This is a genomic window from Streptomyces sp. NPDC054047 (assembly GCF_055585065.1).
In genome coordinates this window covers 98,544-123,471 of record NZ_JBVJKV010000011.1, presented here as the reverse complement: position 1 = coordinate 123,471, position 24,928 = coordinate 98,544, and the positions used below count along the sequence as shown (strand labels likewise).

At 71.7% G+C, this 24,928-nt stretch carries 23 protein-coding genes; 6 read left to right on the top strand and 17 right to left on the bottom strand.

The features are described from left to right. Positions 1–40 precede the first annotated feature (40 nt). Positions 41–892 carry a DMT family protein gene (locus ACZ6ZP_RS32850; RefSeq protein WP_366462379.1) on the top strand — a complete coding sequence of 284 codons (852 nt, stop codon included), beginning with the start codon at positions 41–43 and terminating at the stop codon, positions 890–892. Positions 893–1,092: 200 nt separating this feature from the next. Here ACZ6ZP_RS32850 and pdxR read toward each other — a convergent pair whose 3' ends face one another. Then, positions 1,093–2,556 carry a MocR-like pyridoxine biosynthesis transcription factor PdxR gene (pdxR, locus tag ACZ6ZP_RS32845; protein WP_469409439.1) on the bottom strand — a complete coding sequence of 488 codons (1,464 nt, stop codon included), beginning with the start codon at positions 2,554–2,556 and terminating at the stop codon, positions 1,093–1,095. Positions 2,557–2,603: 47 nt separating this feature from the next. Between pdxR and ACZ6ZP_RS32840 the strand changes: the two genes are divergently transcribed. From ACZ6ZP_RS32840 to ACZ6ZP_RS32830, 3 genes are read left to right on the top strand one after another with little or no spacing between them, the layout of a single operon-like run. Continuing rightward, a complete protein-coding gene (locus ACZ6ZP_RS32840) occupies positions 2,604–3,116 on the top strand; it encodes a carboxymuconolactone decarboxylase family protein (RefSeq protein ID WP_469409437.1) in 513 nt (170 codons plus the stop codon). Then, the gene (locus ACZ6ZP_RS32835) at positions 3,113–3,559 is read left to right on the top strand and encodes a carboxymuconolactone decarboxylase family protein (protein ID WP_351172743.1); all 447 of its coding nucleotides are present in this window, start codon (positions 3,113–3,115) and stop codon (positions 3,557–3,559) included. Before ACZ6ZP_RS32840 ends, ACZ6ZP_RS32835 begins: the two co-directional genes overlap by 4 nt. Beyond that, positions 3,556–4,281: an isocitrate lyase/PEP mutase family protein gene (locus ACZ6ZP_RS32830; protein WP_469409435.1), complete on the top strand. Its 726-nt coding sequence runs from the start codon at positions 3,556–3,558 to the stop codon at positions 4,279–4,281. Before ACZ6ZP_RS32835 ends, ACZ6ZP_RS32830 begins: the two co-directional genes overlap by 4 nt. 231 nt (positions 4,282–4,512) lie before the next feature. Here the strand turns inward: ACZ6ZP_RS32830 and ACZ6ZP_RS32825 are convergent, their stop codons facing one another. The 5 genes from ACZ6ZP_RS32825 to ACZ6ZP_RS32805 form a co-directional block, all read right to left on the bottom strand. After that, the gene (locus ACZ6ZP_RS32825; protein ID WP_361468530.1) at positions 4,513–5,475 is read right to left on the bottom strand and encodes an ABC transporter substrate-binding protein; all 963 of its coding nucleotides are present in this window, start codon (positions 5,473–5,475) and stop codon (positions 4,513–4,515) included. Position 5,476: 1 nt separating this feature from the next. Further along, on the bottom strand, positions 5,477–7,444 hold the full coding sequence (locus ACZ6ZP_RS32820; RefSeq protein WP_361468528.1) for an ABC transporter permease subunit: 1,968 nt from the start codon (positions 7,442–7,444) through the stop codon (positions 5,477–5,479). Next, positions 7,444–8,535: a quaternary amine ABC transporter ATP-binding protein gene (locus tag ACZ6ZP_RS32815; protein ID WP_351172731.1), complete on the bottom strand. Its 1,092-nt coding sequence runs from the start codon at positions 8,533–8,535 to the stop codon at positions 7,444–7,446. The genes ACZ6ZP_RS32820 and ACZ6ZP_RS32815 overlap by 1 nt, the downstream gene beginning before the upstream one ends. A gap of 29 nt (positions 8,536–8,564) precedes the next feature. Continuing rightward, positions 8,565–10,109: a GMC family oxidoreductase gene (locus ACZ6ZP_RS32810; protein ID WP_351172728.1), complete on the bottom strand. Its 1,545-nt coding sequence runs from the start codon at positions 10,107–10,109 to the stop codon at positions 8,565–8,567. Between the two features lie 150 nt (positions 10,110–10,259). Beyond that, on the bottom strand, positions 10,260–11,789 hold the full coding sequence (locus tag ACZ6ZP_RS32805) for an aldehyde dehydrogenase family protein (protein WP_351172725.1): 1,530 nt from the start codon (positions 11,787–11,789) through the stop codon (positions 10,260–10,262). 156 nt (positions 11,790–11,945) lie between these two features. Between ACZ6ZP_RS32805 and ACZ6ZP_RS32800 the strand changes: the two genes are divergently transcribed. Continuing rightward, complete coding sequence (locus ACZ6ZP_RS32800) at positions 11,946–12,728, top strand: hypothetical protein (protein WP_351172722.1); 783 nt, start codon at positions 11,946–11,948, stop codon at positions 12,726–12,728. On the opposite strand, the gene ACZ6ZP_RS32795 is transcribed toward ACZ6ZP_RS32800, so the two are convergent. The 6 genes from ACZ6ZP_RS32795 to ACZ6ZP_RS32770 form a co-directional block, all read right to left on the bottom strand. Next, on the bottom strand, positions 12,722–13,285 hold the full coding sequence (locus ACZ6ZP_RS32795; protein ID WP_351172719.1) for a hypothetical protein: 564 nt from the start codon (positions 13,283–13,285) through the stop codon (positions 12,722–12,724). The two genes, ACZ6ZP_RS32800 and ACZ6ZP_RS32795, sit on opposite strands and share 7 nt — an antisense overlap. Continuing rightward, positions 13,282–13,530: a helix-turn-helix transcriptional regulator gene (locus tag ACZ6ZP_RS32790; RefSeq protein ID WP_160506754.1), complete on the bottom strand. Its 249-nt coding sequence runs from the start codon at positions 13,528–13,530 to the stop codon at positions 13,282–13,284. The genes ACZ6ZP_RS32795 and ACZ6ZP_RS32790 overlap by 4 nt, the downstream gene beginning before the upstream one ends. Positions 13,531–13,605: 75 nt before the next feature. Next, complete coding sequence (locus ACZ6ZP_RS32785; RefSeq protein WP_351172713.1) at positions 13,606–14,373, bottom strand: hypothetical protein; 768 nt, start codon at positions 14,371–14,373, stop codon at positions 13,606–13,608. 9 nt (positions 14,374–14,382) lie between these two features. Next, positions 14,383–14,763, bottom strand: a complete 381-nt coding sequence (locus ACZ6ZP_RS32780; RefSeq protein ID WP_351172710.1) for a hypothetical protein — start codon at positions 14,761–14,763, stop codon at positions 14,383–14,385. After that, positions 14,760–16,577, bottom strand: a complete 1,818-nt coding sequence (locus tag ACZ6ZP_RS32775; RefSeq protein WP_361468514.1) for a hypothetical protein — start codon at positions 16,575–16,577, stop codon at positions 14,760–14,762. Before ACZ6ZP_RS32775 ends, ACZ6ZP_RS32780 begins: the two co-directional genes overlap by 4 nt. Positions 16,578–16,673: 96 nt before the next feature. Next, positions 16,674–17,627: a LysR family transcriptional regulator gene (locus ACZ6ZP_RS32770; protein ID WP_351172704.1), complete on the bottom strand. Its 954-nt coding sequence runs from the start codon at positions 17,625–17,627 to the stop codon at positions 16,674–16,676. Positions 17,628–17,736: 109 nt separating this feature from the next. Here ACZ6ZP_RS32770 and ACZ6ZP_RS32765 point away from each other — a divergent pair, with 109 nt between their 5' ends. Beyond that, positions 17,737–19,167: an MFS transporter gene (locus tag ACZ6ZP_RS32765; protein WP_469409431.1), complete on the top strand. Its 1,431-nt coding sequence runs from the start codon at positions 17,737–17,739 to the stop codon at positions 19,165–19,167. A gap of 7 nt (positions 19,168–19,174) precedes the next feature. Here ACZ6ZP_RS32765 and ACZ6ZP_RS32760 read toward each other — a convergent pair whose 3' ends face one another. The 5 genes from ACZ6ZP_RS32760 to ACZ6ZP_RS32740 form a co-directional block, all read right to left on the bottom strand. Then, the gene (locus ACZ6ZP_RS32760) at positions 19,175–20,164 is read right to left on the bottom strand and encodes a malate dehydrogenase (protein ID WP_351172698.1); all 990 of its coding nucleotides are present in this window, start codon (positions 20,162–20,164) and stop codon (positions 19,175–19,177) included. 415 nt (positions 20,165–20,579) lie between these two features. After that, complete coding sequence (locus tag ACZ6ZP_RS32755; protein WP_469409429.1) at positions 20,580–21,713, bottom strand: XRE family transcriptional regulator; 1,134 nt, start codon at positions 21,711–21,713, stop codon at positions 20,580–20,582. A 514-nt stretch (positions 21,714–22,227) separates the two neighbouring features. Next, a complete protein-coding gene (locus ACZ6ZP_RS32750; RefSeq protein WP_351172692.1) occupies positions 22,228–22,911 on the bottom strand; it encodes a response regulator transcription factor in 684 nt (227 codons plus the stop codon). Continuing rightward, entirely contained in the window at positions 22,912–24,066 is a 1,155-nt protein-coding gene (locus tag ACZ6ZP_RS32745) for a sensor histidine kinase (protein WP_469409425.1), read from the bottom strand. It lies immediately after the preceding gene. 303 nt (positions 24,067–24,369) lie between these two features. Next, positions 24,370–24,849: a DUF3017 domain-containing protein gene (locus ACZ6ZP_RS32740; RefSeq protein ID WP_351172861.1), complete on the bottom strand. Its 480-nt coding sequence runs from the start codon at positions 24,847–24,849 to the stop codon at positions 24,370–24,372. Between the last annotated feature and the right edge of the window lie 79 nt (positions 24,850–24,928).

Genomic DNA, 24,928 nt, shown 5'->3' with positions numbered 1-24,928 from the left:
CCGAATCCCATTCCTCTACAGTCACTTCGTGTCTCTTGGGATGATTTGCGCACTCGGTTCAGCGGTCTGCTTCGGCACGGCCTCCGTCTTCCAGGCCGTCGCCGCGCGCGCCACGGCGCCGGGTACGGGGTCCGGCGTCGACCCCGCGCTGCTGCTGCGCGCGGTGAAGCAGTGGCGGTACGTCGTGGGGCTCGCACTCGACGGGCTCGGCTTCCTGCTGCAGATCGTGGCGCTGCGCTCCATCCCGATCTACGCCGTCGGGGCGGCGCTCGCCGCGAGCCTCGCCGTCACGGCGGTGGTGGCCTCGCGGTTGCTGCGGGTGCGGCTGAGCGGGGTGGAGTGGGCGGCCGTGGGCGTGGTGTGCGCGGGGCTCGCGATGCTGGGGCTCGCTTCGGGGGACGAGGGAGAGGGCGTGGGGTCGACGACCCTGCGGTACGTGATGCTGGGCGTGGCGGTGGGGGTGTTGGTGCTGGGGGCCTTGGCCGGGCGGTTGCCGGGGCGGGGGCGGGCGTTGGCGCTGGGGCTCGGGGCGGGGTTCGGCTTCGGGGTGGTGGAGGTGGCCGTGCGGCTGATCGACGATGTCTCGCCGGGGGCGTTGGTGCGGAACCCGGCTTGTTACGCGTTGCTGGTGGGTGGGGGTGCGGCGTTCCTGCTGCTGACGTCGGCGTTGCAGCGGGGGTCGGTGACGACCGCTACCGCGGGGATGGTGATCGGGGAGACGATCGGCCCTGCGGTGGTGGGGGTGGTGTGGCTGGGGGATCGGACTCGGGACGGGCTGGAGTGGCTGGCCGTACTGGGGTTCGTGGTGGCTGTGGTGGGGGCGTTGGCTTTGGCGCGGTTCGGCGAGGCGCCGGCTCCTTCGGAGGGGGTTCCTGTGGAGGGGGCGGTGTAGGCGAGGCGCCGGCTCCTTCGGAGGGGGTTCCTGTCGAGGGGGCGGTGTAGGGGGTGGCTTGAGGGTGGGTGGACCCTGCGGGGCTATGTCCCCAACCCCGCCCCTTCCCGGAAACCTGCTGGCGCGGGAGCCTTGGGCACCGTCAATCACCGGCTCCGCCGAGTTCGTCCTCAAACGCCGGACGTGGACGGGCTAAGAGCTCACGGCAGCACCCGGCACAGCGCCTCCAACGCCCCCGCCCACGCATGATCCGCCGGTGTTCCGTACCCCACCACCAGCGCGTCCCGGCCCGGGACCCGCGCGTCGGGATGACGGAAGCTCGCCAGGCCCTGGACCGCGAGGCGTTGCCAGCTCGCCGCCTGGACCACCGAACGTTCCGTGCCCGGCGGCAGTTCGAGGACCGCGTGCAGGCCCGCTGCGATCCCCGTGACCCGCACCTCCGGTGCCCGCGCCGCGAGCGCGGCGACCAATTCGTCCCGTCGGCGGCGGTAGCGCAGGCGCGCGCCCCGCACATGGCGGTCGTACGCACCCGACGTGATGAACTCCGCGAGCGTCAGCTGGTCGAGCGCCCCGCAGGCCCATTCCGCGCCCGCCTTCGCCTCGACCACCTCGGCGGCGATCGGCGCCGGAAGGACCATCCAGCCGAGTCGCAGGCCGGGGGCGAGGGACTTGCTCGCCGTGCCGAGGTAGACCACGCGGTCGGGGTCGAGGCCCTGGAGCGCGCCCACCGGCTGCCGGTCGTAGCGGAACTCCCCGTCGTAGTCGTCCTCCAGGATCAGCCCGCCCTCGCGCCGCGCCCAGTCGACGGCCGCCGCACGCCGGTCGGGGTGCAGCGGGTCCCCCATCGGGAACTGATGCGCGGGCGTGAGCAGCGCCGCCTTGGCCGGGCCAGATCCAGCTCCCGGCCCCTGTCCCGGCCCCGGCCCCGGCCCCCGCTTCGACCCCAACTCGGCCGTGGACGTGCCCCTTTCGTCGAAAGGCAGCGGCCTCGTCCGCAACCCCGCCCGCTTCAGCAGGTCCCAGTGCACGTCGAGGCCGTACGACTCGACCCTCATCTCCCGCAGACCCCGCGCCCGCAGCACACCGCCCAGCAGGCTCAGCCCCTGTGCGAAACCGGCGCAGACGACGATGCGGTCCGGGTCCGCGTGCACGCCGCGGGCGCGGGAGAGGTAGTCGGCCAGGGCGGTGCGCAGTTCGATGCGGCCGCGCGGGTCGCCGTAGCCAAGCGCGTCGTTCGGGGCCGACGCCATGGCCCGGCGCGCTGCCTTGAGCCAGGCGGCGCGCGGGAAGGAGCCGAGGTCGGGGGTGCCCGGCATCAGGTCGTACGTCGGACCGCCGGCGGCCCTGCGGCGCGGTGCGGGGTCGGCGGGGCGCGGCACGGCGCGTTCGGCGACGCGGGTGCCCGAGCCCTGGCGTGCGGTGAGCCAGCCCTCGGCCACGAGGTCGGCGTACGCGTCGGCGACCGTGTTGCGGGCGATGCCCAGGTCGACGGCGAGGGAGCGGGACGAGGGGAGGCGGGTGCCGGGGGCGAGCCTGCCGCCGCGCACCGCTTCACGCAGGGCGTCGGTGAGGCCCTTGCGTACGCCGGAGTGCGTGCCGGAGGTGGCCTCGCCGGTCGTCTCCAGGTGGAGGTCCACGCCCAAAGCGGCCCAGGATTCTTCCATGGGAATGGACCATACCCGTGGGCTATTCCGGTCGTACGGTCGATGACATGACGACGAACCACAGCACCGACGACGGCACCAGGGAATACGTCCACGAGCACGCGCCCCGGCTCGACTGGCACCAGCACGCACCCGAGGTCTTCAAGGCGATGATCCGGCTCGACGCGGCGGCCCGTAAGGGCGTCGACCCGGTGATCCTGGAGCTGGTCAAGATCCGCGCCTCGCAGCTCAACCACTGCGCGCTCTGCATCGACATGCACAGCAAGGACGCCCTCGCGGCGGGCGAGAGCGTGGAGCGGATCATCCAGCTCAGCGCGTGGGAGGAGTCGCAGCACTTCTACACCGCGAAGGAGGTCGCCGCTCTGGAGCTGGCCGAGGCGATCACCGTCCTGACGGACGGCTTCGTGCCGGACGCCGTGTACGAGAAGGCCGCGGCCCTCTTCGAGGAGCAGGAGCTGACCCAGCTGATCGCCGCGATCACGGTGATCAACGCGTGGAACCGCTTCGGCGTCTCGACGCGTCAGGTGCCGGGCCACTACAAGGCCGGTGACCACAAGTGAGCGCTCGGACCACGCACCTCGACAAGGGGGTCGGGACGGCGATGGCCGCGTTGAGCGCGGCCGCGAAGAAGGGGCTCGGCGACCCCGTGCTCGCCGAGCTCGTGATGATCCGGGCCTCGCAGATCAACGCGTGTGCGTTCTGTCTGGACATGCATGTGGACATCGCCGTGAAGAACGGCGAGACGGCGAAGCGGATCGCCCTCCTCAACGCCTGGGCGGAGGCGGGCGAGCTGTTCGGCGAGCGGGAGCGGGCGGCTCTCGCGCTGACCGAGGCGGTGACCGTCCTGACGGACGGGTTCGTGCCGGACGAGGTGTACGAGGCTGCGGCCAAGCACTTCGACGAGGCCGAACTCGCCCATCTCATCGGGGTGATCACCGTCATCAACAGCTGGAACCGGGTGATGGTCAGCCGCCGCATCGAGCCGGGAGGGTACGCGCCATGAGCCTCGTGGACGACTTCCGCGCACTGCACCACGGGCGGGCGCCCGGTGATCCGCTGGTCCTGCCCGGGCCCTGGGACGCGGCCAGCGCGCGGGTCTTCGTGGAGGCCGGTTTCCCCGCCGTCGCGACGCCGAGCGCGGGGGTCGCGGCGTCGCTCGGGTACGCGGACGGTGAGGTGCCGCCGGACGAGATGTTCGCGGCGGTGGCCCGCATCGTGCGGTCGGTCTCCGGGGCCGTGCCGGTGAGTGCGGACATCGAGGGCGGCTACGGGCTGGCGCCGAAGGAGCTGGTGGAGCGGCTCCTGGAGACGGGCGCGGTGGGCTGCAACCTGGAGGAATCGGAGTCTGCGGGCGGGGCGCTCAAGGATCCGCGCGAGCAGGCGGAGTGGTTGGCGGAGGTACGTTCCGTCGCGGGCGGGGGGCTGTTCATCAACGCCCGCGTCGACACCTTCATCCGGGGTGTCGCCGATCCCGGTCAGGCGATCGAGCGGGCCCGCCTCTACGTGGCGGCGGGGGCGGACTGCGTCTACCCGATCGGAGCACCGCCGGAGGCGCTGCCTGCCCTCCGGGGCGGTATCTCGGGCCCCATCAACGCGGGCGCCCGGCCGTCCCGTGCCTCCCTGCGGGAGCTGGGTGAGCTGGGGGCCACGCGGATCACGTTCGGGCCGGGGCTTCAGATCCGCGCGACGGAGGCGTTGCGCGAGATCACCGCGGAGCTGCGGTAGCCCCTGCCCGCTTGCCCGGGGCGCGCTTCGGCATGGCCCCTGGACGGCACCGCACCAGACCGCCGCTTCGCGGCGGATGTCTCCCGCCCACCACCCAATTGCCCTGCGGGGTGATCGAGTGGGCGGGCGGGAGAACTCGCCGCGGAGCGGCGGCCAGGACCCGCCGAGAACGAGTGGGCACCAGACCTTCGCCGCGCAGCGGCGGTCAGTCCGCCCGCCCCGCCCGAAGGGCTACTTCGGGAGCCAGCCCCGCCACTTCGACTCGTGGTCGGCGACCCACGCCTTCGCCGCGTCCTGCGGCGACATCTTCTTGTCGGCGATCATCAGCGAGACCTCGTTCTGGTCCTCCTCCGACCACTTGAAGTTCTTCAGGAACTCCGCCGCGTCGCCGCCCTTCTTGGCGAAGTCGGCGTTGAAGTACTTCTGCAGCGGCGTGTGCGGATAGGCGCACTTGATCTTGACGGGGTCGGCGTCGCAGCCCTCCTTGTACTCGGGCAGCTTCACCTCCGTCATCGGCACCTTCTTGAACAGCCACTGCGGCTTGTACCAGTACGTCAAGAACGGCTTCCGCTGCTTGGCGAACTGCTCGATCTGCGTGATCTGCGCCGCCTCGGAGCCCGCGAAGACGACCTCGTAGTCCAGGCCGAGGTTCTTCACCAGCGCCTTGTCGTTCGTGACGTACGACGGGGAGCCGTCCATGAGCTGGCCCTTGCTGCCGCTCTCGGAGGTGCGGAAGTCCTTCGCGTACTTGTTGAGGTTCTTCCAGTTGGTGACGTCCGGGTGCTTCTTCGCGAAGTACGTGGGGACGTACCACCCGATGTGCCCGGTGACCCCGACGTCGCCGCCGGGGACGATCGTCTTCTTGTCCTTGATGTAGCGCTGCTCCTGGTCCGGGTGGCCCCAGTCCTCCATGATCGCGTCGACGCGGCCCTGGCTGAGCGCGTCCCAGGCCGGGACCTCGTCGATCTGGACCCTGTCGACCCGGTAGCCGAGCTCCTCCTTGAGCAGGTACTCGGCGACCGCCACGTCCGCCTGCGCGCCGACCCAGGACTGGACGGAGAGCGTCACGGTCTTGGCGCCCGCCGCATTGGCGTACGGAGAGGCCTGCTTGGTCATGTCGGCCGCACAGCCGGACAGCGCCAGGAGGGCGCAGCCCGCCGTGGCGGCACTCATCACACGCGTACGTACTCGCATGTCACGCACCCTTCTTCGCACGGCGTTCCGTCGGCTGCGTGACCCGGTCGAGCATCAGACCGAGGCACACGATCGCCACACCGGCCACCAGGCCCGTGGCCAGGTCGCCCTGGGCGAGGCCGAACACCGCTTCGTAGCCGAGCGCGCCACCGCCCACGAGGCCGCCGATGACGACGACGGCGAGGATCAGGACGACCGCCTGGTTCACGGCGAGCAGGAGCGCCGGGCGGGCCAGCGGGAGCTGGACATTGCGCAGTTGCTGCCAGCTGGTGGCGCCGAGCGAGCGGGACGACTCCATCGCCGCGGCGTCGACCTGGCGCAGGCCCTGCGTGGTGATGCGGATGACGGCGGGCAGCGCGTACACGACGGCCGCGGCGACCGCGGGGGCGCGGCCGATGCCGAAGAGGGCCACGACCGGGATCAGGTACACGAACTGCGGCATCGTCTGGAAGACGTCAAGGACGGGCCTCAGCAGCTTCTCCAGACGCGTGCTGCGGGCCGCCGCGATGCCGGTCGCGAAGCCGAGGACCACCGTGACGGCGACCGCGGCGAGGACCTGCGCGAGGGTGTCGAGCGAGGGCTTCCAGACGCCGAGCACGCCGGTCGCCGCCATCGCGAGGACGGCGGTGAGCGCGGTCTGCCAGGTGCCGATCAGCCAGGCGAGGGTCGCGACGACCAGGAGGACCGACCACCAGGGCATGCCCTGGAGTCCGTCGCGGACCGGGTCGAGGACCCAGGTGGTGAAGTGGGCCGCCCAGTCGGCGGTGCCGCCGACGACGGGCACGCCGGTGTAGATGTGGTCGACCATCCACTCCTTGGCGGTGTTGACCGGCTCGACGATGTTCACGATCCAGCCCTCGGGCCACTCCAGGCGGTCCGCGAAGCGCGCGGCGAGCGCGGCGACGACGGTGACCGCTCCGGCCACGGCCCAGCCGCGCCGGCCGCGCAGCGGGGAGTTGTCCTCGGTGTTGGCGCCGAGTCGCTCCCCCGCCGCGCCGGTGACCCGGTCGAGGACCACGGCGAGCAGGACGATCGGGATACCGGCGGCCAGCGCGGCACCGACGTCCACCGAGCCGAGGGCCTGGTAGACGCGGTCACCGAGACCGGCGCCGCCGATCATCGACGCGATGACGGCCATGCCCAGCGCCATCATGATCGTCTGGTTGAGGCCGAGCAGGAGTTCCTTGCGGGCCAGCGGGAGGCGCGCGGAGAGCAGGCGCTGGCGGGCGGTGGTGCCGAGCGACGTCACCGCCTCCATCACGCCGCCGTCGGCGCCGCGCAGGCCGAGCGCGGTGAGCCGGGCCATCGGCGGGGCCGCGTAGATGACGGTCGCGATGACCGCGGCGGGCACGCCGATGCCGAAGACCAGGGCGACGGGCAGCAGGTACGAGAAGGCCGGGAGCACCTGCATGGTGTCGAGGACCGGCCGCAGGATGCGGTAGATCCTGTCGCTCAGGCCCCCCGCGAGCCCGAGCAGCATGCCGAGCACGACGGAGGCGAGCACGGCCACGATCATCAGGGCCAGCGTCTGCATCGTCGGCACCCACATGCCGAGCAGTCCGCACAGGCCGAACGAGGCGGCGGCCAGGACCGCGAGCCGTACGCCCGCGACCCGCCAGGCGACGAGCGCGGCGCCGACGGTCACTCCGGCCCAGCCGGCCGCGAGGAGCACCAGGTAGACGCCGCGGATGGAGAGCACGATGCCGTTGGAGACGTGCCCGAGGAAGTAGACGAACAGCGGGTGGCTGTCTCGGTTGTCGATGATCCAGTCGGTGGTCTTGCCGAGCGGCTCGGTCAGGTCGACGGTGAGCGCGCCGGGCCAGGCGCCGGACGCCCACTTGGCGTTGACGATCGGCACGAGGATCGCCGCCGCGACGGCGAGCAGCAGGATCTTGCCGACGGCACGGTGGCGCAGGAGCGCGCCGATCCCCGTGTCACGTACGGGAGTCGAGGCGGTGGCGGTGGCCATCAGGCGACCACCTCGCCGGTATCGGAGCGGCCCTTGTCGGGCTTCTGCGCCGGGGCCACGCCCGCGACGACGCCGAGCAGCGCCTCGTGGTCGACGACGCCAAGGCAGCGCGGTCCGTCCATCACGCGGACGGGGAAGCCGGACTTGGCGACGGCCTCGATGGCCTCGGCGACCTTGGCGTCCGGCGCGAGGGCCGGGCCGCGGCCCTCCTCGTCGGTGTCGGCGGGGCGCATGGCGGTGCGCACGCTCATCACGTCGGCGCGCGCCACGTCCCGTACGAAGTCGCGTACGTAGTCGTCGGCCGGGGAGCCGACGATCTCCTCGGGCGTGCCGAGCTGCACGATGCGGCCGTCGCGCATCAGGGCGATGCGGTCGCCCAGGCGCAGTGCCTCGCTGAGGTCGTGGGTGATGAAGACCATCGTGCGGCCCTCTTCGCGGTGCAGGCGGACGACTTCTTCCTGCATGTCGCGGCGGATCAGCGGGTCGAGCGCGCTGAACGGCTCGTCGAAGAGCAGGACCTCGGGGTCGACGGCGAGGGCGCGGGCCAGGCCCACGCGCTGCTGCTGGCCGCCGGAGAGCTGGCCGGGCTTGCGCTGTTCGAGGCCGTCGAGGCCGACCTTGGCGATGACTTCGAGGGCCTTGGCGCGGCGCTCGGCCTTGCCGACGCCCTGGATCTCCAGGCCGTACGCGACGTTGTCGAGGACGGTGCGGTGCGGGAGGAGGCCGAAGTGCTGGAAGACCATGGCGGCGCGGTGCCTGCGCAGTTCGCGCAGACGCGCCTTGTCCATGGCGAGGACGTCCTCGCCGTCGATCGCGATGGAGCCGGACGTCGGCTCGATGAGGCGGGTCAGGCAGCGTACGAGCGTCGACTTGCCGGAGCCCGAGAGCCCCATGACGACGAAGACCTCGCCCTTCTTGACCTCGAACGACACGTCGCGCACGGCGGCGGTGCAGCCGGTCCGCTCACGCAGTTCGGCGGGGGTGAGGTCGTGCAGGGAGGTGTCGCCCGGTATTCGGTCGGCCTTCGGGCCGAAGACCTTCCAGAGGTTCTCGACGGCGAAGACGGGCCCGTCCGTTGACTCCTGCGTCATGTCTTCCTTGTCCTTCACTGAGGCCTCGCTCATCGGCCGTCACCACCCAGCATCTCGGCACATTTCTCCCCGACCATGAGCACTCCGATCATCGGGTTCACGGCGGGCATCGTCGGGAAGACGGATGCGTCCGCGATACGGATTCCTTCGAGTCCCCGGATCTTCAACTCCGGGTCGACCACGGCGAGTTCGTCGTCCGTGGCACCCATGCGGCAGGTGCCGGCCGGGTGGTACACGGTGTGCGCGGCCTTGCGCACGAGCTCGCTGATCTCGGCGTCGTCGGTGACGTCCGGGCCCGGGAAGACCTCGCGCTTGAGCCACTTGGCGAAGGGCTCGGCCTGCGCGACCTTGCGGGCCAGCTTGATGCCGTCGACGAGGGTCTGCCCGTCGTAGTCCACCCCGTTCTCGTCGTACTCGAAGTACTTGAAGTCGAGGGCGGGCTTGACCTCCGGGTCGGCCGACGTCAGGTAGACACGGCCGCGCGAACGGGACTTGGGGATGTTCGGCGTCATCGACACGCCGTGCTCCGGGCGTTCGTAGCCCAGGCGCTCCGGGTTGTCCGTGAACGGGATCTGGTAGAAGTGGAACATCAGGTCCGGGCCCTTGTGGTCCGGGTCCCGCTTCACGAACAGGCCCGCGTCGGAGTCCATCGCGGAGTTGCCGGGCAGCGGCCCGTTGGTCTCCCAGACGATGACCGACTCGGGGTGGTCGAGGAGGTTCTCGCCGACACCCGGCAGGTCGTGCACGACGGGGATGCCGAGGGCCTGAAGGTCCTTGGCGGGGCCGATGCCGGAGTGCATGAGCAGCCGCGGCGTGTCGACGGCGCCCGCGCAGACGAGCACCTCGCGGCGGGCGGTGAGCAGTTGCTCCGCGCCCTCCTTCGTACGGATGTGGACGCCGCGCGCGGTCTTGCCCGCCAGCTCCAGCTTGGTGGCCCACGTCTCCAGGAAGAGGTGGAGGTTCGGGCGGTCACCGGCCTCCATGTGGGGGTGGAGGTAGGCGACGGACGCGGAGGAACGCTTGTTGTTCTCCGGGTGGTACGACAGGTCGAAGAAGCCGACGCCCTCGTCGAAGGGCTTGTCGTTGAAGCCGATGACCTCGGGGACACCGAGTGCGCTCTTCGTCGCCTCGACCCAGTCCGTGGCGATCTGGTTCTGGTCCTTCTTGGCGACGCGCACGATGTTGTTGCGCAGCTTGCCGAAGAAGGGGTCCATCGCCTTGGCGCCCCAGCCGGTGGCACCGGCCTCTTCCCACTCGTCCCAGTCGGACGGCAGCGGCTTGAAGGAGATCAGGGTGTTGTGCGACGAGCAGCCGCCGAGGACCTTGGCGCGGCTGTGCAGGATGTGCGAGTTGCCGCGCGGCTGCTCGGTGGTCGTGTAGCCGTAGTCGAGGTCGCCGCCCAGGAGGCCGAGCCAGCGGCGCAGCGTGAGGACGTCCTCACGGTCGATGTCGCTGGGGCCGCCCTCGATGACGGCGACGGTGACGTTTGGGTCCTCGGTGAGGCGGGATGCGATCACCGAACCGGCGGTGCCGCCGCCGACGATGACGTAGTCGTACTCGGTGGTCTCAGCCATGCGTGCTGCTCCTCTTCCTGCGAGGTGTGATGCAAGGTGCTCGCGCGTATTGAGCGGGGGGTGCGCGGGGGGTGCTCGGAACTGCGGACATACGTGCGCGGGGGCGGGACTGCCGCCCCCGCGCACGCCTCTACGACTCGGGCCCGGGCCTCAGCCCGCGAACCAGCGGACCGGCCGCGGTGCCAGGTTCTGGTAGATGTGCTTGGACTCGCGGTACTCGGCGAGTCCGGCGGGGCCGAGCTCGCGCCCGACGCCGCTCTTGCCGAAGCCGCCCCACTCCGCCTGCGGCAGGTAGGGGTGGAAGTCGTTGATCCAGACCGTGCCGTGGCGCAGCCGCCGGGCCATGCGGCGGCCGAGGCCCGCGTCGTTGGTCCAGACGGCGCCCGCGAGGCCGTACTCGGTGTCGTTGGCGAGCGCGACGGCCTCGTCCTCGGTGCGGAAGGTCTCGACGGTCAGGACCGGGCCGAAGACCTCTTCGCGTACGACGCGCATCTCGCGGTGGCACTGGTCGAGCACGGTCGGCTCGTAGAAGTAGCCGGTCGCGGGGCGGACCTCGCTGGGCTCGGGGCGCTTGCCGCCGGTGCGCAGGACCGCACCCTCCTCCAGGGCGGACGCGACGTACGACTCGGTCTTCTCGCGCTGCTGCTGCGAGACGAGCGGGCCGCACTCGACGCCGTCCTCGGTGCCGCGGCCGAGCCTGATGCGGCTCGCGCGGCGGGCGAGTTCGGCGACGAAGCGCTCGCGCACCGACTCCTCGATGATGAGGCGGCCACCGGCGGAGCAGACCTGCCCGCTGTGGATGAAGGCCGCGTTCAGCGCCTGGTCGACGGCGGTGTCGAAGCCCTCTTCGGTGGCGCAGGCGTCGGCGAAGACGACGTTCGGGTTCTTGCCGCCGAGCTCGAGTGCGACCTTCTTGACGCCGAGGGCCGCGGCCTGGGCGACCTTGGTGCCGGAGACGAGGCCGCCGGTGAAGGAGACCAGGTCGACGTCGGGGTGGTCGGAAAGGCGCGCGCCGACGGTGTGGCCGGGGCCCGTCACGATGTTCGCGACGCCGGCCGGCAGGCCCGCCTCGACGAGCAGCTCGATCAGCGCGACCGTCGTCAGCGGAGTGACCTCACTCGGCTTGATGACGAAGGTGTTGCCCGCGGCGAGCGCGGGGGCGATCTTCCAGCTGGCCTGGAGGAGCGGGTAGTTCCACGGCGTGATCATCGTGCAGACGCCGACCGGCTCGTGCACGACCACGCTGTGGATGTCGTCGGACCCGGCGTCGACCACACGGCCCGCACCCTCGCCGATCACCAGGTCGGCGAAGTAGCGGAAGGCGTCGGCGACGCAGTCGACGTCGACGCGGCCCTCCTCGACGGTCTTGCCCGCGTCGCGGCTCTCCAGGAGCCCGATCTTCTCCCGGTCGCGCACGAGGAGGTCTGCCACGCGGCGCAGCAGCGCGGCCCGTTCGGCGACGGGCGTGGCCGGCCACGGTCCGTGGTCGAAGGCCTCACGTGCGGCGGCGATGGCCGCGTCGGTGTCCTCGGTGCCGCCCTCGGCGATCAGAGCGAACGGCTTGGCATCCGCCGGGTCGAGGATCTCGCGCGTGGCGCCGGAGAGGGCGGTGCGCCACTCCCCGCCCACATGGATGGTCTGTTGTGCGGACACGTCCCGTTTGCCTTCCGTTCCTGTCATACGCCCCGCCTGTCACTCGCGGTAGCCGGGTGCACATGCCCCCCGGCGGAGAAACCATGCGCATTACATAACTGAAAGTGCGCTGTGTCACTGCGCGTGCAGGCACCTGGGGCGAAACGTACGCTCGAAGAGGGGTTTGTCCCCGGAGGTGGCGCTATGCGTGGAATATCGAGGAAGCGCGCTTGGGGTTCCGCGGCCTGCACCGCGGCCTGTACGGCGGCCGCGCTCCTGGTCGCACCGGCGGTCGCGCTCGCCGGCACGGAGGACTTGAGCGCACAGGAGATCTCCGACAAGGCGGAGCGGGAACTGCTCGACGCGAAGTCGGTCCACCTGGAGCTGGAGCAGAAGGGCACGGACACGGACGGCGACGAGCCGGTGTCGATGGACCTCACCCTGGACCAGGACGACAACTGCGTCGGCTCGCTGCGCATGGCCGAGGACGGCGGCAGCCTGGAGCTGATCAAACAGGGCGAGAAGGTCTGGATGAAGCCGGACCTCGCCTTCTGGAAGGCCCAGCTCCCCGGCGGCCAGGGCGAGGCCGCGGCCGAGGTCATCGGGGACCGCTATCTGTACGGCACGACCGACGACGCCCTGCTCAAGGACATGGCCGGGGTCTGCGACCTCGACACGATCCAGGACGAGGTCAAGAACAAGTCGGACGACAGCACGGCCCTGCGGAAGGGCGAGCCGACCAAGGTCGACGGAACGTCCGTGATCCCCGTCTCCGGCAGGGAGGACGGCAGAACGACGACGCTGTACGTCGCGACCGAAGGCACTCCGTACCTGGTCAGGGCCACGGAGAAGGGGCCAGGGACCGACTCGACGCTGACGCTCGGCGACTACGACAAGCCGGTCCCGTCGAAGACTCCCTCCGAGGAGGACTCGGTGGACGTCTCCCAGTTGCAGGGTCAGGTGACGGACAAGCCCAACACCTACTGAACGTCCGCGGGGTCGTCGTCGCCGTCCGCGGGGTCGTCCTGCGCGGCGAGCCCCGCCACCCACAGCGGCATCAGCCAGTGCACGACGAACGCGGTGAACAGCACGGGGAAGAGCAGCCCCTCGGTGTCCCACCCCTGGTACGCGGCGAACCCCGTGCCGACGGCGGCCGCGAGCAGCAGCCACTGCATCACCTGCCGGGCGCGCGCCGCCACCCGCACCCGCTCCGCGCGCTGCCGCTCGTCGAGGACGCGTTCGCGCAGTTCGAGCAGGCCGCGCGTGGCGCCGTTGATGACGCCGGTGGCGACGCACCACGGCAGCAGCAGGCCGAGCATCGTCCACATCGCCCAGCGCTGATCGCCGACGACCGTGAGCAGCCAGGCCGTCACGCTCGCCACGGTCAGCGCGATGTGGGCGCCGACCGCGATCCGCCTGCGCACGGCGGTGGCGTACATCGGCGCCCCCTCGCGCCGGTTCATGAGCGCGTACATCCGCCGGTCGTACCCGGTCATCCGCTGGGTCGGCCTCTCCCGCGTCTGCTGCACCTGCCGGCCAGTCATCCCTGACTCCTCCCGTAGACCTCGTCCGTGAGCGGGCGGAACGGCTCCAGGGAGAACAGCGCCTCCACCGGGAGGCCGAAGAACACCGCGATCTTCAGCGCCAGGTCGAGGCTCGGGTTGTACTGCCCGCGCTCGATGTAGCCGATGGTCTGGTAGTGGACCCCCACCGCCTCGGCCAGGCTCTGGCGCGACACCTTTCGCTCCGCGCGCACCATCGCCAACCTGTTGTGCACTTGCTCGCTCATGTATAAGAAGTACTACATTGGTGAGCAGGTACGCAACGGAGATCACGGAGCGGCTTGCGGCAGGCGGAGGGGCGGTCAGTGGGATTCCGGCTCGGGGCAGATCTCCTCCGGCGGGCAGAACCACGCCAGGGCGGTCGACATGAACTCCTCCTCGTCGTCCCTGCCGTCCGCGTCCGAGCCGTACACCGCGAGGGCGTACAACTTCCCGTCCACCGCCTCGAAGCGGTGGTCGATGACGTGCCACGCGCCGATGTCCGGTTCGCCCTTGAACTTGTCGGCCACGTATTCGAGCCGGGCCGCGGGGCGGCCTTCGTCGTCCGTGCGCTCCAGCGGGGCGAGCTGGTCGAAGCCGCCGGGCATCGGGGTCTCGTCCAGCCAGGTCCGCAGCGATACGTACGGGGACGCCTCCCCCACCTCGTACACCTGTAGCCGCCGATCCCCCTCCGGGCTGCGGTAGTTGACGACGTTGAAGCCCTCGGTCGGGGTGACCAGGTCGCGGACCCAGCCCCGCGGCACCGCGAGCCTGAAGCCCTCCGCGTCGAACACCTCCTCGTACGGGGCGGGCGGCACGCCTGCCGGGGACGGCGCCGCGGTGTCCCCCTCGGTGGCCGGGTCCCCGCTCCGCGCGGGCTTCTCAAGCACCGTCAGGTACCCCGTCGGCCCCGGTTCGTCCTTCCAGCCGAGCGCCCAGGTGCCGAAGGCCAGGCCGCACACCGCGAGCACCGTCACGGCGCCGCGCAGCGCCTTGCCCTGGCGCACCGCGTCGCGGTCGTGGAGCTCGGCGATCCGCCGCTCCTGCTCGTGGCCGACCCACTCCTGGCGGTCGGCGTCGAAGATCCGCACCGCTCGTCCTCAGCCCGTGATCTGGGCGATCGCCTGGAGGACCGCCGTCACGGACGCGGCCGTCGCGGCGGCGGCGCCGTACTGCTCCAGGCGGGTACGGAGTCTGCCGAGCAGGCCGCTGTCGCCGTGACCCGCGCGGCCGATCTCCCGCTCCACCTCGCCCAGTTCGGCGTCGAGCGCGTCGTCCTCCGCCGTGCGCCCGGTGGCCTCGCGCAGCTCGCCGCGCAGGGCCCTGACCTGGGTGAGCAGGTGCTGCTGCCGGGGGTCGGAGACCACCACCGTGTGGTTGGTGGACTCGGCCCTGCCGTGCGAGCCGAAGGCCTGTGAGCCACCGGTGATCGAACCGATCTGGACGTGCGCACCACCGCCGTTGTCGCCGTCGCCGCTCATGCCGGACTCCTCTCGCTGGTGTGCGTGGCCTGGCCGTGGGAGCCGGTGGCGAGGGCGCCGCCGGACATCTCCGTGATGTAGACCCCGCTGTTGTTGATCTGCGTGATGTTCTGTTCCAGACGGTCCGTGCGGAAGCCGCCGGCCCGCAGCGCGTCGCGGACCCCTTCGCCGATGCGGTCCTGGAGGGTGCGGGTGTAGCGGGCCACGTCCATCTCCTGGAAGAGCGAGAGCTCGTCGGTGCTGGCCAGTTGGCGCAGCGAGACCAGCGGGGCGTCCGGCGGCGCCTGCACCGGGCGGCCGATCTCGAGCCAGGAGCACAGCGAGCGCAGGGCGCGCGCGGCGGGCGGCGAGGGCCTCTCGCCCTCGGGCTGGGCGAGCCAGAGGCGGAACGAGGGGACGAGCGAGGGCAGGGCGCGCAGGGCGGCGGCGCCGATCGCCACGCCGACCGCGGGGCCGTCGACGCAGGCGCGCAGGGCGTCGCGGACCGGGCCCTCGGGGTCGCGGGCCACGATCGCGTCGACCTCGCGGAACTCGGGGACGATCGGCCCGAGCACGTGCGGCACCACTTCCAGGACCAGCATGCCGCCCTGGGTGTGCACCCTGACCAGGAGCGAGACGACGACCTGTTCGTTCCAGGCGCCGACCCGGATCCGCAGGAAGTGGCGCCGCGCCTCCCCGCCCTCACCGGACGCCCGTTCCAGATGCCGGGCGACCTGCTCGGCGTCGTAGGGCCCCGCCGTCTCGTATCCCTGCCCGGTGTAGAGCTGCTCGTCGCGGCCTGCGCCCGCGGGGAGATAGACGAACTCCTCGATCTCCAGGTCCCGCAGCCGGTCCACGCTGGTGGCCGCGGCGGACCGGCGCAGGTCCTTCAGGCGCGGCTCGATCATCTTGATGACCTCGCGCGCGGCCAGCGGTTCGTACGCCCGCTGGGCCGGGACCCCGCCGTCCGTCTCCTTGTCGGCGCGCTTGAGTTCGAGCACGACCGACCACGGCTTGCGGGGTTTTCCGGCGCCGACGAAGGGGCGGTTCGCGTCGTAGAGGGTGATCGGCGCGTTCTGCTCGCGGTGGATGCAGTCGGCGATGCGGGAGAACCGCCGGGGGATGCGCGGCTGTTCGGTCTCGGCGAAGGCCTGGCGGGCGAGCTGGGTGCGCAGTGTCCGCTTGCGCAGGAACTGGTGGCGCCAGACCACGGCCGCGACGAGCAGCGGGAAGATCACCGGGTACGGGGTGTCCCTGATCTCGGCGAGCGCGGAGAACGCGTACGCCGCGGCGCACCACCACACGAACGCGGTCACCAGCCAGCCGATCCGGCGCCGCAGCCAGGCCAGCGGCGCCGGAAGCTCCATCCGCCGCAGGATTGCCCCGTCCGTGCCCCGCCCGGAGATGACCCGCGCCAGCCACAGCAGCAGGACCACGACGGCGTACCCGATCGCCCAGCCGCCCGGCACGAAGGCGCCGAACGTGCCGTCGGGACCCGAGTCCACGAGGTCGTCCGGGTCGAAGACGAGCAGCGCGAGGTCCATGCCGGTGACGCCCGAGTCACCGCCGCTGGAGTCTTCGAGGTCGTCCCAGATCATGACCGCGTCGGTGACGAGGAATCCGATCCACACGGCTGCCAGGAGCAGCGCGGTGACCAGCTCCTCGCGCCGGGCGCGCAGCGCGTGCGCGAGCACCGGGAGCACGTCGGCACCCAGCGGCGGCGCCACGGGGCGCTCCGCGTGGCCGACGAGTTCTGAGACGACCCTCCTGCGGAACACCGCGTCCAGGTGGACGCCGGCGCACAGCAGTCTGGTGGCCTCGGTGTTACCTGCCATGGCCAACTCCGTTGCGGTGAAGCGGAATTGGAGGGTAACGGAGCGTGCGTGCGGGGGCCACAGAAAGGTGACTATGCCCCTCGAATAAGTGAAGGCTCAGCCCTCGCTCGAGTGAAATCCGCCGCCCTCCCGCAACAGGTCCCTCACGCACCCCCGCAGCCACGCGTGCGCCGGGTCCGCGTCGTGCCGGGGGTGCCAGGCCATGCCCAGCTCCAGCCGCGGCAGACCGAGGGGGATGTCGAAGGTGACCAGGCCGAGGGTGTCCGTCAGGGGCTTCGCCCAGGAGATGGCGAGGCCCACCAGGTCGGTGCTCAGGAGCATGAAGAACGACGCGGGGTAGGTCCCCACGCTGCCCACCACCCGGCGCGTGAGCCCCAGTTCGCCGAGCGCGGTGTCCAGCGGCCCCCGCAGCCTGCCCCGCCGGGAGACCGTGACGTGGTCGGCGCCGGCGAACCGCTCGGGGGTCAACTCGCCCCGCAGCAGCGGATGTCCGGGGCGTACGACCCCCAGCATCCGGTCGTCGCGCAGCCGCTCCACCCGCACCTCGGGCGCGACCGTGTCGATCACGCCGAGCTCCAGGTCGGCCGTGCCCTCGCGCAGCATCGGCGCGTCCCCCTGGCTCTCGCCGAGGAAGCGGATGCGCACGCCGGGCGCCTCGGCGGCGGCGCGGGCGAACAGCGCGGGGCCGTAGGCGGCGGCGATGGCGTCGTGCCCGAGGACGGCGAGGGTGCGCGAGACGGTGCGCAGATCGGTCGCGCCGGGCCCGGCGAACAGGCCCCGCGCCCGCTCCACCACGGCGCTCACCTCGGCCCGGACGGCGAGGGCGTGCGGGGTGGGCACCATCCGCCGCCCGGCCCGTACGAGGACGGGGTCGCCCAGGGCCTTGCGGATGCGGCCCAGGGTGCGGCTCATCGCGGGTTCGGACAGATGCAGGCGGCGGGCGGCGCCGGACACGCTCTCCTCGTCGAGGAGCACGTCGAGGGCGAGCAGGAGATTGAGGTCGAGACCCCTGCCCGGATCGGACCGCATCCCGGATTGCGTCACGCGCATACATCCCTTGCAAAGGTTGCACTGGAGATCAAGTGAGTTCCGAGCCTACGGTGACAGGGCCCGACGGGGCATCCCCACACACCACTCCACGACGCTCCTTGGAGGAGCCTTGCCTTCGCCTGCCCCGAACCAGCTCAAGCGCTCGGCGGAACTCACGCTCTGCGCCTGCGTGCTCGTCGCGCAGAGCATGGTCGCCGCCATCAACCTCCTGATCCCGCAGCTGAGTTCGTCCTCCGTCCACCCCTCGTCGAGCGAGCTGCTGTGGACGGTCGACGCGTACGTCATCGTCTTCGCTGGGCTGCTCATCCCCGCGGGCGCCCTCGGCGACCGGTACGGCCGCAAGGGCGCGCTGCTCTGCGGGCTCGGCCTGTTCGCCCTGGGCGCCGCGGTCAGCGCACTGGCCACCGGGCCCGTCCAGCTGATCGCGGGCCGCGGTGTCTCCGGCGCCGGAGCGGCGCTGATCATGCCCGCGACCATGTCGATCCTGGTGCGCACCGCATCGCCCGAGCAGCGGCCCCGGGCCGTCGCGTCCTGGGCGCTCGCCGCCGGGCTCGGCGGTTTCGCGGGGAACGCCGTCGGCGGCCTGATCGGCCAGTACCTGCCGTGGCGCGCGCTGTTCTGGCTGATGGTGCCGCTCGCCGCGCTCCTCGTCCTCGCGGTGGCGCGCACGGCTCCCCTCACGGAGAAGTCGCCCGACGCCTCCACCGATCCGCTCGGCGCCGCCCTCATCACCGGCGGCCTTCTCGCGGTGCTCTTCGGCATCATCGAGAGCCCGATGTACGGCTGGACGTCGGCGCGCATCCTCGTCGCCTTCGCGCTGGGCGCCGCGCTCGTCGGCGCGTTCGTGGCGCACGCGGTGGGCTCGCGCTCACCGCTCCTTGACCCCCGGGTCTTCAGGTCGCGACGGCTGCGCGCGGCGACCCTGGGAACGGCCACGTCCTTCTTCGGCCTCTTCTCGCTCTTCTACGTCAACTCGCAGTATTTGCAGTACGTGAAGGGGTACGGCGCCGCCCGCGCGGGCCTGGCCATCATCCCGCTCACGGTCGGCATGATCCTGGTCCCCAAGCTCGCCGCACGCTGGTCGGCCCGGCCAGGCCCGCTGGTGGGCGGCGGCCTGCTCCTGATCGGGCTCGGCCTGCTCGGCGCGTCCACGGCGGACGCGGGCACGCCCTACGCGGCGTACGCCTGCTGGCTGCTCGTCATCTCGGCGGGCACGGGCCTGTGCATGCCCGCGCTCACCCTCGGCGTCGTCTCGTCGCTGCCGCCGCACCAGGCGGGGCTCGGCTCGGGCCTCGGCACGTCGGCGCGTGAGGTCGGCGCGGCACTGGGGGTGGCCGTCACGGGGACGGTCGTGGCCGCGCACCCGGGGTTCACCTCCGGGATGGAGGCGGCGCTGCGGACCGTGGGGCTCGTGGTGGTGGCCGCCGCGGCGCTCGTCGCCCTCGGCCACCGGACCGGACGCACGTCGCCCCCGGCTGCCGATCGAGTGGCTGCCGGGGGCGAGGTGAAGACGCGCGCGTACGGCCGGAACCGTACGTGAAGGGTCCTTAGATGAGGCCGAGACCGCGGACCGCCTCGCGCTCCTCGGTGAGCTCCTTGACGGACGCGTCGATGCGCGTGCGCGAGAAGTCGTTGATCTCCAGGCCCTGGACGATCTCGTACTTGCCGTCCTTGGTGGTGACGGGGAAGGACGAGATGAGGCCCTCGGGAACGCCGTACGAGCCGTCCGACGGGATGCCCATGGAGGTCCAGTCGCCGGCGGCCGTGCCGTTGACCCACGTGTGCACGTGGTCGATGGCGGCGTTGGCGGCGGAGGCGGCCGAGGACGCGCCACGGGCCTCGATGATCGCGGCGCCGCGCTTGGCGACGGTCGGGATGAAGTCGTCGGCGAGCCAGGTCTGGTCGCTCACGACGTCCGCGGCGTTCTTGCCGGCGATCTCCGCGTGGAAGATGTCGGGGTACTGGGTGGCCGAGTGGTTGCCCCAGATGGTGAGGCGCTTGATGTCGGAGACCGGGGCGCCGGTCTTCTTCGACAGCTGCGAGAGCGCGCGGTTGTGGTCCAGGCGGGTCATCGCGGTGAAGCGCTCGGCCGGTACGTCCGGGGCGGCGGCCTGCGCGATGAGCGCGTTCGTGTTGGCCGGGTTGCCCACGACGAGGACCTTGATGTCGTCCGCGGCGTTGTCGTTGATCGCCTTGCCCTGCGGCTTGAAGATGCCGCCGTTGGCGGAGAGCAGGTCGCCGCGCTCCATGCCCTTGGTGCGGGGGCGGGCGCCGACGAGGAGGGCGACGTTGGCGCCGTCGAAGGCGACGTTCGGGTCGTCGCTGATCTCGATCGAGTTCAGCAGCGGGAAGGCACAGTCGTCGAGCTCCATGGCGGTGCCCTCGGCGGCCTTCAGGGCCGGCGTGATCTCGAGCAGTCGCAGATTGACCGGCACGTCCGCGCCGAGCAGGTGGCCGGAGGCGATGCGGAAGAGCAGCGCGTAGCCGATCTGGCCGGCCGCGCCGGTGACGGTGACATTCACGGGAGTGCGGGTCATGGCGATCTCCGTAAGACAGCTGGCGGTGGGGGTCCCTGCCCCTTGTGCTGGATCCCCTGCCGACGCCCTCGTCGATCGCCTCTCGATGATCGATCTCTTGGCATCAAGAGAGATCCGCCGCCAGGCTATCGCGCCCCGCCCACCCCCGAACCCCGGGAGGGTGTGGCCCACCCCACAAAGATCCACCGTGGCTGGTCGTGGGCGGTCCGCGGGCCCCGATCAGGGCGCCGCAAAATTTCTGCGCAATCGACAGGCATGTTGTGCGAAAGCCCGGGCACACGGAGCAGTACCCCCACGGGAGTGGTCACACCCCCCGGGCGGCCGCCACGCTCCCCCCCTGTGGCGGCCGCCACCTCCCGGGGGTACCCCCCTCCCTCGCGTCCCTCGCGCTCCCTCGTGCGACTGCTTCGCGCGGCTACTTCGTGCAGCCGGTCTGCCCGGCCTTGAGCGTCGCGCACGCCTCCGCGGACGTGCCGTCCTTGACGGCCACCATCGGGGTGTACGCGTCGAGGTCCGCGTTCACCGTGCCGTTCTGCTTGGTGGCGCCCTCGCCGGTGATCGTGACCTTGTCGCCCGGCGCCGCCTGCGTGATCCGCGCCCAGGCCGCCCCGCACGTCTTGCTGTAGCGGACCTCGACCAGGGCCTTGCCGACCGTCGCGCGCGTGGTCGTGGTGGCCAACTCGCCGCCGCAGCCCATGGTCTCCGGGTCCTTGCCGGTGCAGCTCTTGCCGCTGCACTCGACGCCCGCGGGCAGGTCCTTGTCGCTCGTGCTCGGCGACGCCGACGGCTTGGCGCTCTCGTCGTCCTTGTCGCCCTTGCCGAAGTCCGTCAGGAAGACGGCGGCGGCGATGACGACGAGTGCTCCGACGACGCCCGCGAGGAACATCGTCAGCTTCCTGCGCCGCCGCTGCCGGTCGGGCGAGTCCCCGCCCCGGCCCGGCTGGACCGGACCGGGCGGCGCCGCGACGCCTCCCGGGTCGCCCCCGGCTCCGGCTCCACCACCGGGCCCGTACGACGGTGCCTGCGGCGGCACCGTGGGCGAGACGCCCGCGGGCCCCGCGACCCCGGTGACACTGCCGCCGGGGCGGCCGGGACGGTCGGCGGAGTCGACCCCGGTGCCGGTTCCGGCACCCGCGCCCGACGCGCCGTTGCGCGCCGCGCCGCCGGTCCCCTTGGTCTTGGAGGGGCTGCCCTTGGGTGGATTCGGCCCCAGCTCCCCGAGCGCGGCCCGCGCCTGGGAGATCCGGATCGCCTGCATGGTCATGTCGTGCCGCATCTCGGAGCGGCTCCACGCGCGCTCGGCGAGTTCCCACATGGTGATGAGGTGGACCGGGTTGGTGCCCGTCACCTCGGCAAGCGCGACGATCGCACCCTTCGGGGCGAGCAGTCGCCCGTTCAGATAACGCTCCCACGACGTCTTGCTGTACCCGGTGCGGTCCGACACCGCGGCGATGCTCAGACCACTCCGGTCGACCAGCCTGCGCAGCTGGCTGGCGAACTCCCTGACCTGCGGATCGAGCTCATCCGGTAGTGCCTTCCAACGAGGCATTACTCCCCCTATTCCCCCCGTACGTGCCAACTTGCCCCCGCGCGTGGTACCCCCGCTCTGCCCATGAGGCAGCCCCCCGCTGCTCCTGTCATGGGCTACCCAGAGGGATGCCGAAAGGCAGGATGTCAGTTCCCGGACGGGGGGCGCACGGGAGCATTCGGGCCACTGGCGTGCACCGTCGCACTCCGTGCGGTCCAGCGTCCAGTGTCCCACCGCTGTCCGGGTCCACGATGCGGAACCCCGGGTAGCGGCCTGGGACGCCCCGAAGCATCCCGATTGCGCGATTTACTCCTTTTGCGAAACACCCCCGGGGCGCCACCTGTTGCGGGCCGGGAACTCCGTTGCGGAATGGTCACCTCCGTGCCACAGGGGCAAGGCAGCCCTTGTACGGAATTGGCGGGGGCATGACGCTGGATCCCGTTGGAACGGCCCCCAGACCGGCGGCGCCCGTCCTCCCACGGGGGAGAGGACGGGCGCCGTCTTCATTCCGCTCCTCGGCGAGGCGTGAGCCGTGTCAGCGACCGCCGCCGCCCGGCGTGACGAGGCCCGACTCGTACGCCACCACCACCGCCTGCGCCCTGCTGTCCAGGTCGAGTTTGGTCATCGTCCGGTTGAGATGGGTCTTGACGGTGGCCTCGCTGATGTAGAGGCGGTCGGCGATGTCCGCGTTGGACAGGCCTGTGGCGATCAGCTTCAGGACCTCTACCTCGCGGAGGGTCAACGCCCGGAGGTCGGGCGGCGGTTCGGCCGATTCACCGGCCCCGGATCTTGCCTGCCGGGCAAACGCCTCGACGAGGCGGCAGGTGACACTGGGCGCGAAGAGCGCGTCGCCGCCGCCGACCGCGGCCACCGCGGCGAGCAGGCGCTCGGGCCCGGAGTCCTTGAGCAGGAAGCCCGAAGCTCCGGCGCGCAGCGCCCCGTACACGTACTCGTCGAGATCGAACGTGGTGAGCACCAGGACGCGCGGCGGCGGTTCGGGGGCCTCGGCGAGGATCTTCTCGGTCGCCACGATGCCGCTCATGCCGGGCATGCGGATGTCCATCAGGATCACGTCGGGCCTGGTCGCCGCGGCGAGCTCGACGGCTTCCGCGCCGTCACCAGCCTCACCGACGACCTCGACGCCGGGCGCGGCGCGCAGCAGCCCCACCAACCCGGCCCGGATGAGGAACTGGTCGTCGACCACGAGCACCCTGGTCATCTACGTCGCGCCGTCCCCCTGCGATGCGGCCCGCGCGGACGTCGGCAGGGTCAGGCGCACGGCGAACCCTCCCTCGCTCCGCGGGCCGATGCTGATCGTCCCGCCGTAGAGCTTGGCCCGCTCCCGCATCCCAATCAACCCATGACCGCTCCCCGTGGCCACTCTGTCTGTAATCACCCCCTCCCCGTCATCGGTGACCGAAACCGTCACGTGGTGCGGCTGATACCTCAGTTCGACCACCGCGCCGGCCCCGCGCGCATGCTTCAGTACGTTGGTCAGGGCCTCCTGCACCACGCGGTACGCGCAGAGCTCGACCCCGGGGGCGAGCTGCCGCGGGGTCCCCTCGACGCGCAGCTCGACGGCGACTCCCCCGGCCCGCACCCGCTCGACCATCTCGCCCAGCCGTGCGAGCCCCGGCATCGGCGCCTCGGGCGCGCTGTCGCCGTCCTCCCCCGCCCGCAGCACCCGCAGCATGCGGCGCAGCTCCTCCAGCGCCTCGCCGCTGGTGCCGGAGATGGTGGAGAGCGCGGCATGAGCGGTGGATGGATCCGAGGTGAAGACGAACTTCGCGAGGCCCGCCTGCACGGAGATCACCGACATGTGGTGGGCGACGACATCGTGCAACTCCCGCGCTATGCGCCCGCGTTCCTCGGCCACCTCGCGCCGCGCACGCTCGTCCTGCTCGCGCTTGAGCTGCCGGGCCAGTTCGGCGGACCGGCGCGCGACGTTGCCGAACCGCCAGATCACCAGGGGGAAGCCGACGGCCTGCCCGACCACGGACGCCATCGCCGCCCCTTCGCTCACCAGGCCCGCGTAGATCCAGACGGCGCTCATCAGCACGGCGCACGGCACGGAGACGCGGGCGGGCCGCAGGGACGTGACCGTGTAGACGGTGAGCATGGGCGCGAAGGTGTTCACGACGGGCCAGTAGCCGAGGGTGACGTACCCGGCCCACACCAGGTGCACCAGGAGCAGCACCGCGAGCGGCGCCCTGGAGCGGAACACGACCGGCAGATTGGCCAGCGCCACCAACACCCAGCCCCGCGCGTCGAGTTCGGGCCACCCCTGCCGGACCGACTCCTGCCCGAGGAGTACGGCGACCGTGGTCAGGGCGACCGCGATCGACGTGTCGGCGACGAGGGGGCGGATCCGCATCGCCGCAGCGTAGCCCCGGTGCGGGCGGGGGTACGTCAAACCACCGCGGTACAGCGGAAGTTGCAGGAACCGGCGGCGTACGCCGTGGGGCGTGCCGCAACCTCAACCCGGCACGGGACGACTCCCCCGTCCCGCCGCCGTAACTTCTTCCTCCAGCACCACGGCACCGGCCGACCACCGGCGCCACACACGGATCGCGGGCCGTCGGGGGACCCAACGGGGGCCCGGTCGCTGAGGCGGCCCCGCGCACGACGGCGGCCCGTCCTCTCCGGGGGAAGGACGGGCCGTCGGTCGTGCGTACCGCTAGGTGGTGATCGTGCGGTGCAGGGTCTCGCTCAGGAAGGGGATCTCCAGCCACGGCTCCGGCTGCGCCATCATCGCGAGCAGCACGATGGCCAGGCCGAGCGCGCCGTACGTGACCATGTCCGTGAAGCGCGAACGCACCGCCAGCATGCCGACGCCGGGCAGCGCCCACCGCATGAAGGCGCCCGCGATCAGCGCGAGGCCGATCAGTATCGTGCCGACGCGGAACACGTCGAAGGCCGTGAGCAGCAGCCCGAGCCCCACCGTGGAGAGCACGCTGAGCAGCGGCCACTGCCGGGCGGGCGCGGGGGCGTCACCGCCCGCGGCCCGGCCGCCGCCCTCGGGGCGCGCGGTGTCCCGGGTCAGGAGCGGGAAGCGCCGCGTGGTCTTCCTCGGCCCGTCGGGACCGGGGGCGCTGACGGCACCCTTGGCCTCGGAGTTCTCCAGGGCCTCGGCCTCCGTGACATCGGATTCCGTCACGTCGGATTCCGTCACGTCGGCCGGCGAAGCCCCTTGATCAGGTTCAGGTTCTGCGCTCATGGGCTCACCCTTTCCCGGT

What these genes read in the sequence shown, in the direction of transcription:
- ACZ6ZP_RS32805 (WP_351172725.1), bottom strand. Translation starts at nt 11,789, where the DNA reads ATGACAGGAACGGAAGGCAAACGGGACGTGTCCGCACAACAGACCATC.
- ACZ6ZP_RS32770 (WP_351172704.1), bottom strand. Translation starts at nt 17,627, where the DNA reads ATGCGCGTGACGCAATCCGGGATGCGGTCCGATCCGGGCAGGGGTCTC.
- ACZ6ZP_RS32750 (WP_351172692.1), bottom strand. Translation starts at nt 22,911, where the DNA reads ATGACCAGGGTGCTCGTGGTCGACGACCAGTTCCTCATCCGGGCCGGG.
- ACZ6ZP_RS32760 (WP_351172698.1), bottom strand. Translation starts at nt 20,164, where the DNA reads ATGACCCGCACTCCCGTGAATGTCACCGTCACCGGCGCGGCCGGCCAG.
- ACZ6ZP_RS32825 (WP_361468530.1), bottom strand. Translation starts at nt 5,475, where the DNA reads ATGCGAGTACGTACGCGTGTGATGAGTGCCGCCACGGCGGGCTGCGCC.
- ACZ6ZP_RS32745 (WP_469409425.1), bottom strand. Translation starts at nt 24,066, where the DNA reads ATGCGGATCCGCCCCCTCGTCGCCGACACGTCGATCGCGGTCGCCCTG.
- ACZ6ZP_RS32850 (WP_366462379.1), top strand. Translation starts at nt 41, where the DNA reads ATGATTTGCGCACTCGGTTCAGCGGTCTGCTTCGGCACGGCCTCCGTC.
- ACZ6ZP_RS32780 (WP_351172710.1), bottom strand. Translation starts at nt 14,763, where the DNA reads ATGAGCGGCGACGGCGACAACGGCGGTGGTGCGCACGTCCAGATCGGT.
- ACZ6ZP_RS32800 (WP_351172722.1), top strand. Translation starts at nt 11,946, where the DNA reads ATGCGTGGAATATCGAGGAAGCGCGCTTGGGGTTCCGCGGCCTGCACC.
- ACZ6ZP_RS32775 (WP_361468514.1), bottom strand. Translation starts at nt 16,577, where the DNA reads ATGGCAGGTAACACCGAGGCCACCAGACTGCTGTGCGCCGGCGTCCAC.
- ACZ6ZP_RS32820 (WP_361468528.1), bottom strand. Translation starts at nt 7,444, where the DNA reads ATGGCCACCGCCACCGCCTCGACTCCCGTACGTGACACGGGGATCGGC.
- ACZ6ZP_RS32810 (WP_351172728.1), bottom strand. Translation starts at nt 10,109, where the DNA reads ATGGCTGAGACCACCGAGTACGACTACGTCATCGTCGGCGGCGGCACC.
- ACZ6ZP_RS32790 (WP_160506754.1), bottom strand. Translation starts at nt 13,530, where the DNA reads ATGAGCGAGCAAGTGCACAACAGGTTGGCGATGGTGCGCGCGGAGCGA.
- ACZ6ZP_RS32795 (WP_351172719.1), bottom strand. Translation starts at nt 13,285, where the DNA reads ATGACTGGCCGGCAGGTGCAGCAGACGCGGGAGAGGCCGACCCAGCGG.
- ACZ6ZP_RS32815 (WP_351172731.1), bottom strand. Translation starts at nt 8,535, where the DNA reads ATGACGCAGGAGTCAACGGACGGGCCCGTCTTCGCCGTCGAGAACCTC.
- ACZ6ZP_RS32840 (WP_469409437.1), top strand. Translation starts at nt 2,604, where the DNA reads ATGACGACGAACCACAGCACCGACGACGGCACCAGGGAATACGTCCAC.
- pdxR (WP_469409439.1), bottom strand. Translation starts at nt 2,556, where the DNA reads ATGGAAGAATCCTGGGCCGCTTTGGGCGTGGACCTCCACCTGGAGACG.
- ACZ6ZP_RS32755 (WP_469409429.1), bottom strand. Translation starts at nt 21,713, where the DNA reads ATGCCTCGTTGGAAGGCACTACCGGATGAGCTCGATCCGCAGGTCAGG.
- ACZ6ZP_RS32830 (WP_469409435.1), top strand. Translation starts at nt 3,556, where the DNA reads ATGAGCCTCGTGGACGACTTCCGCGCACTGCACCACGGGCGGGCGCCC.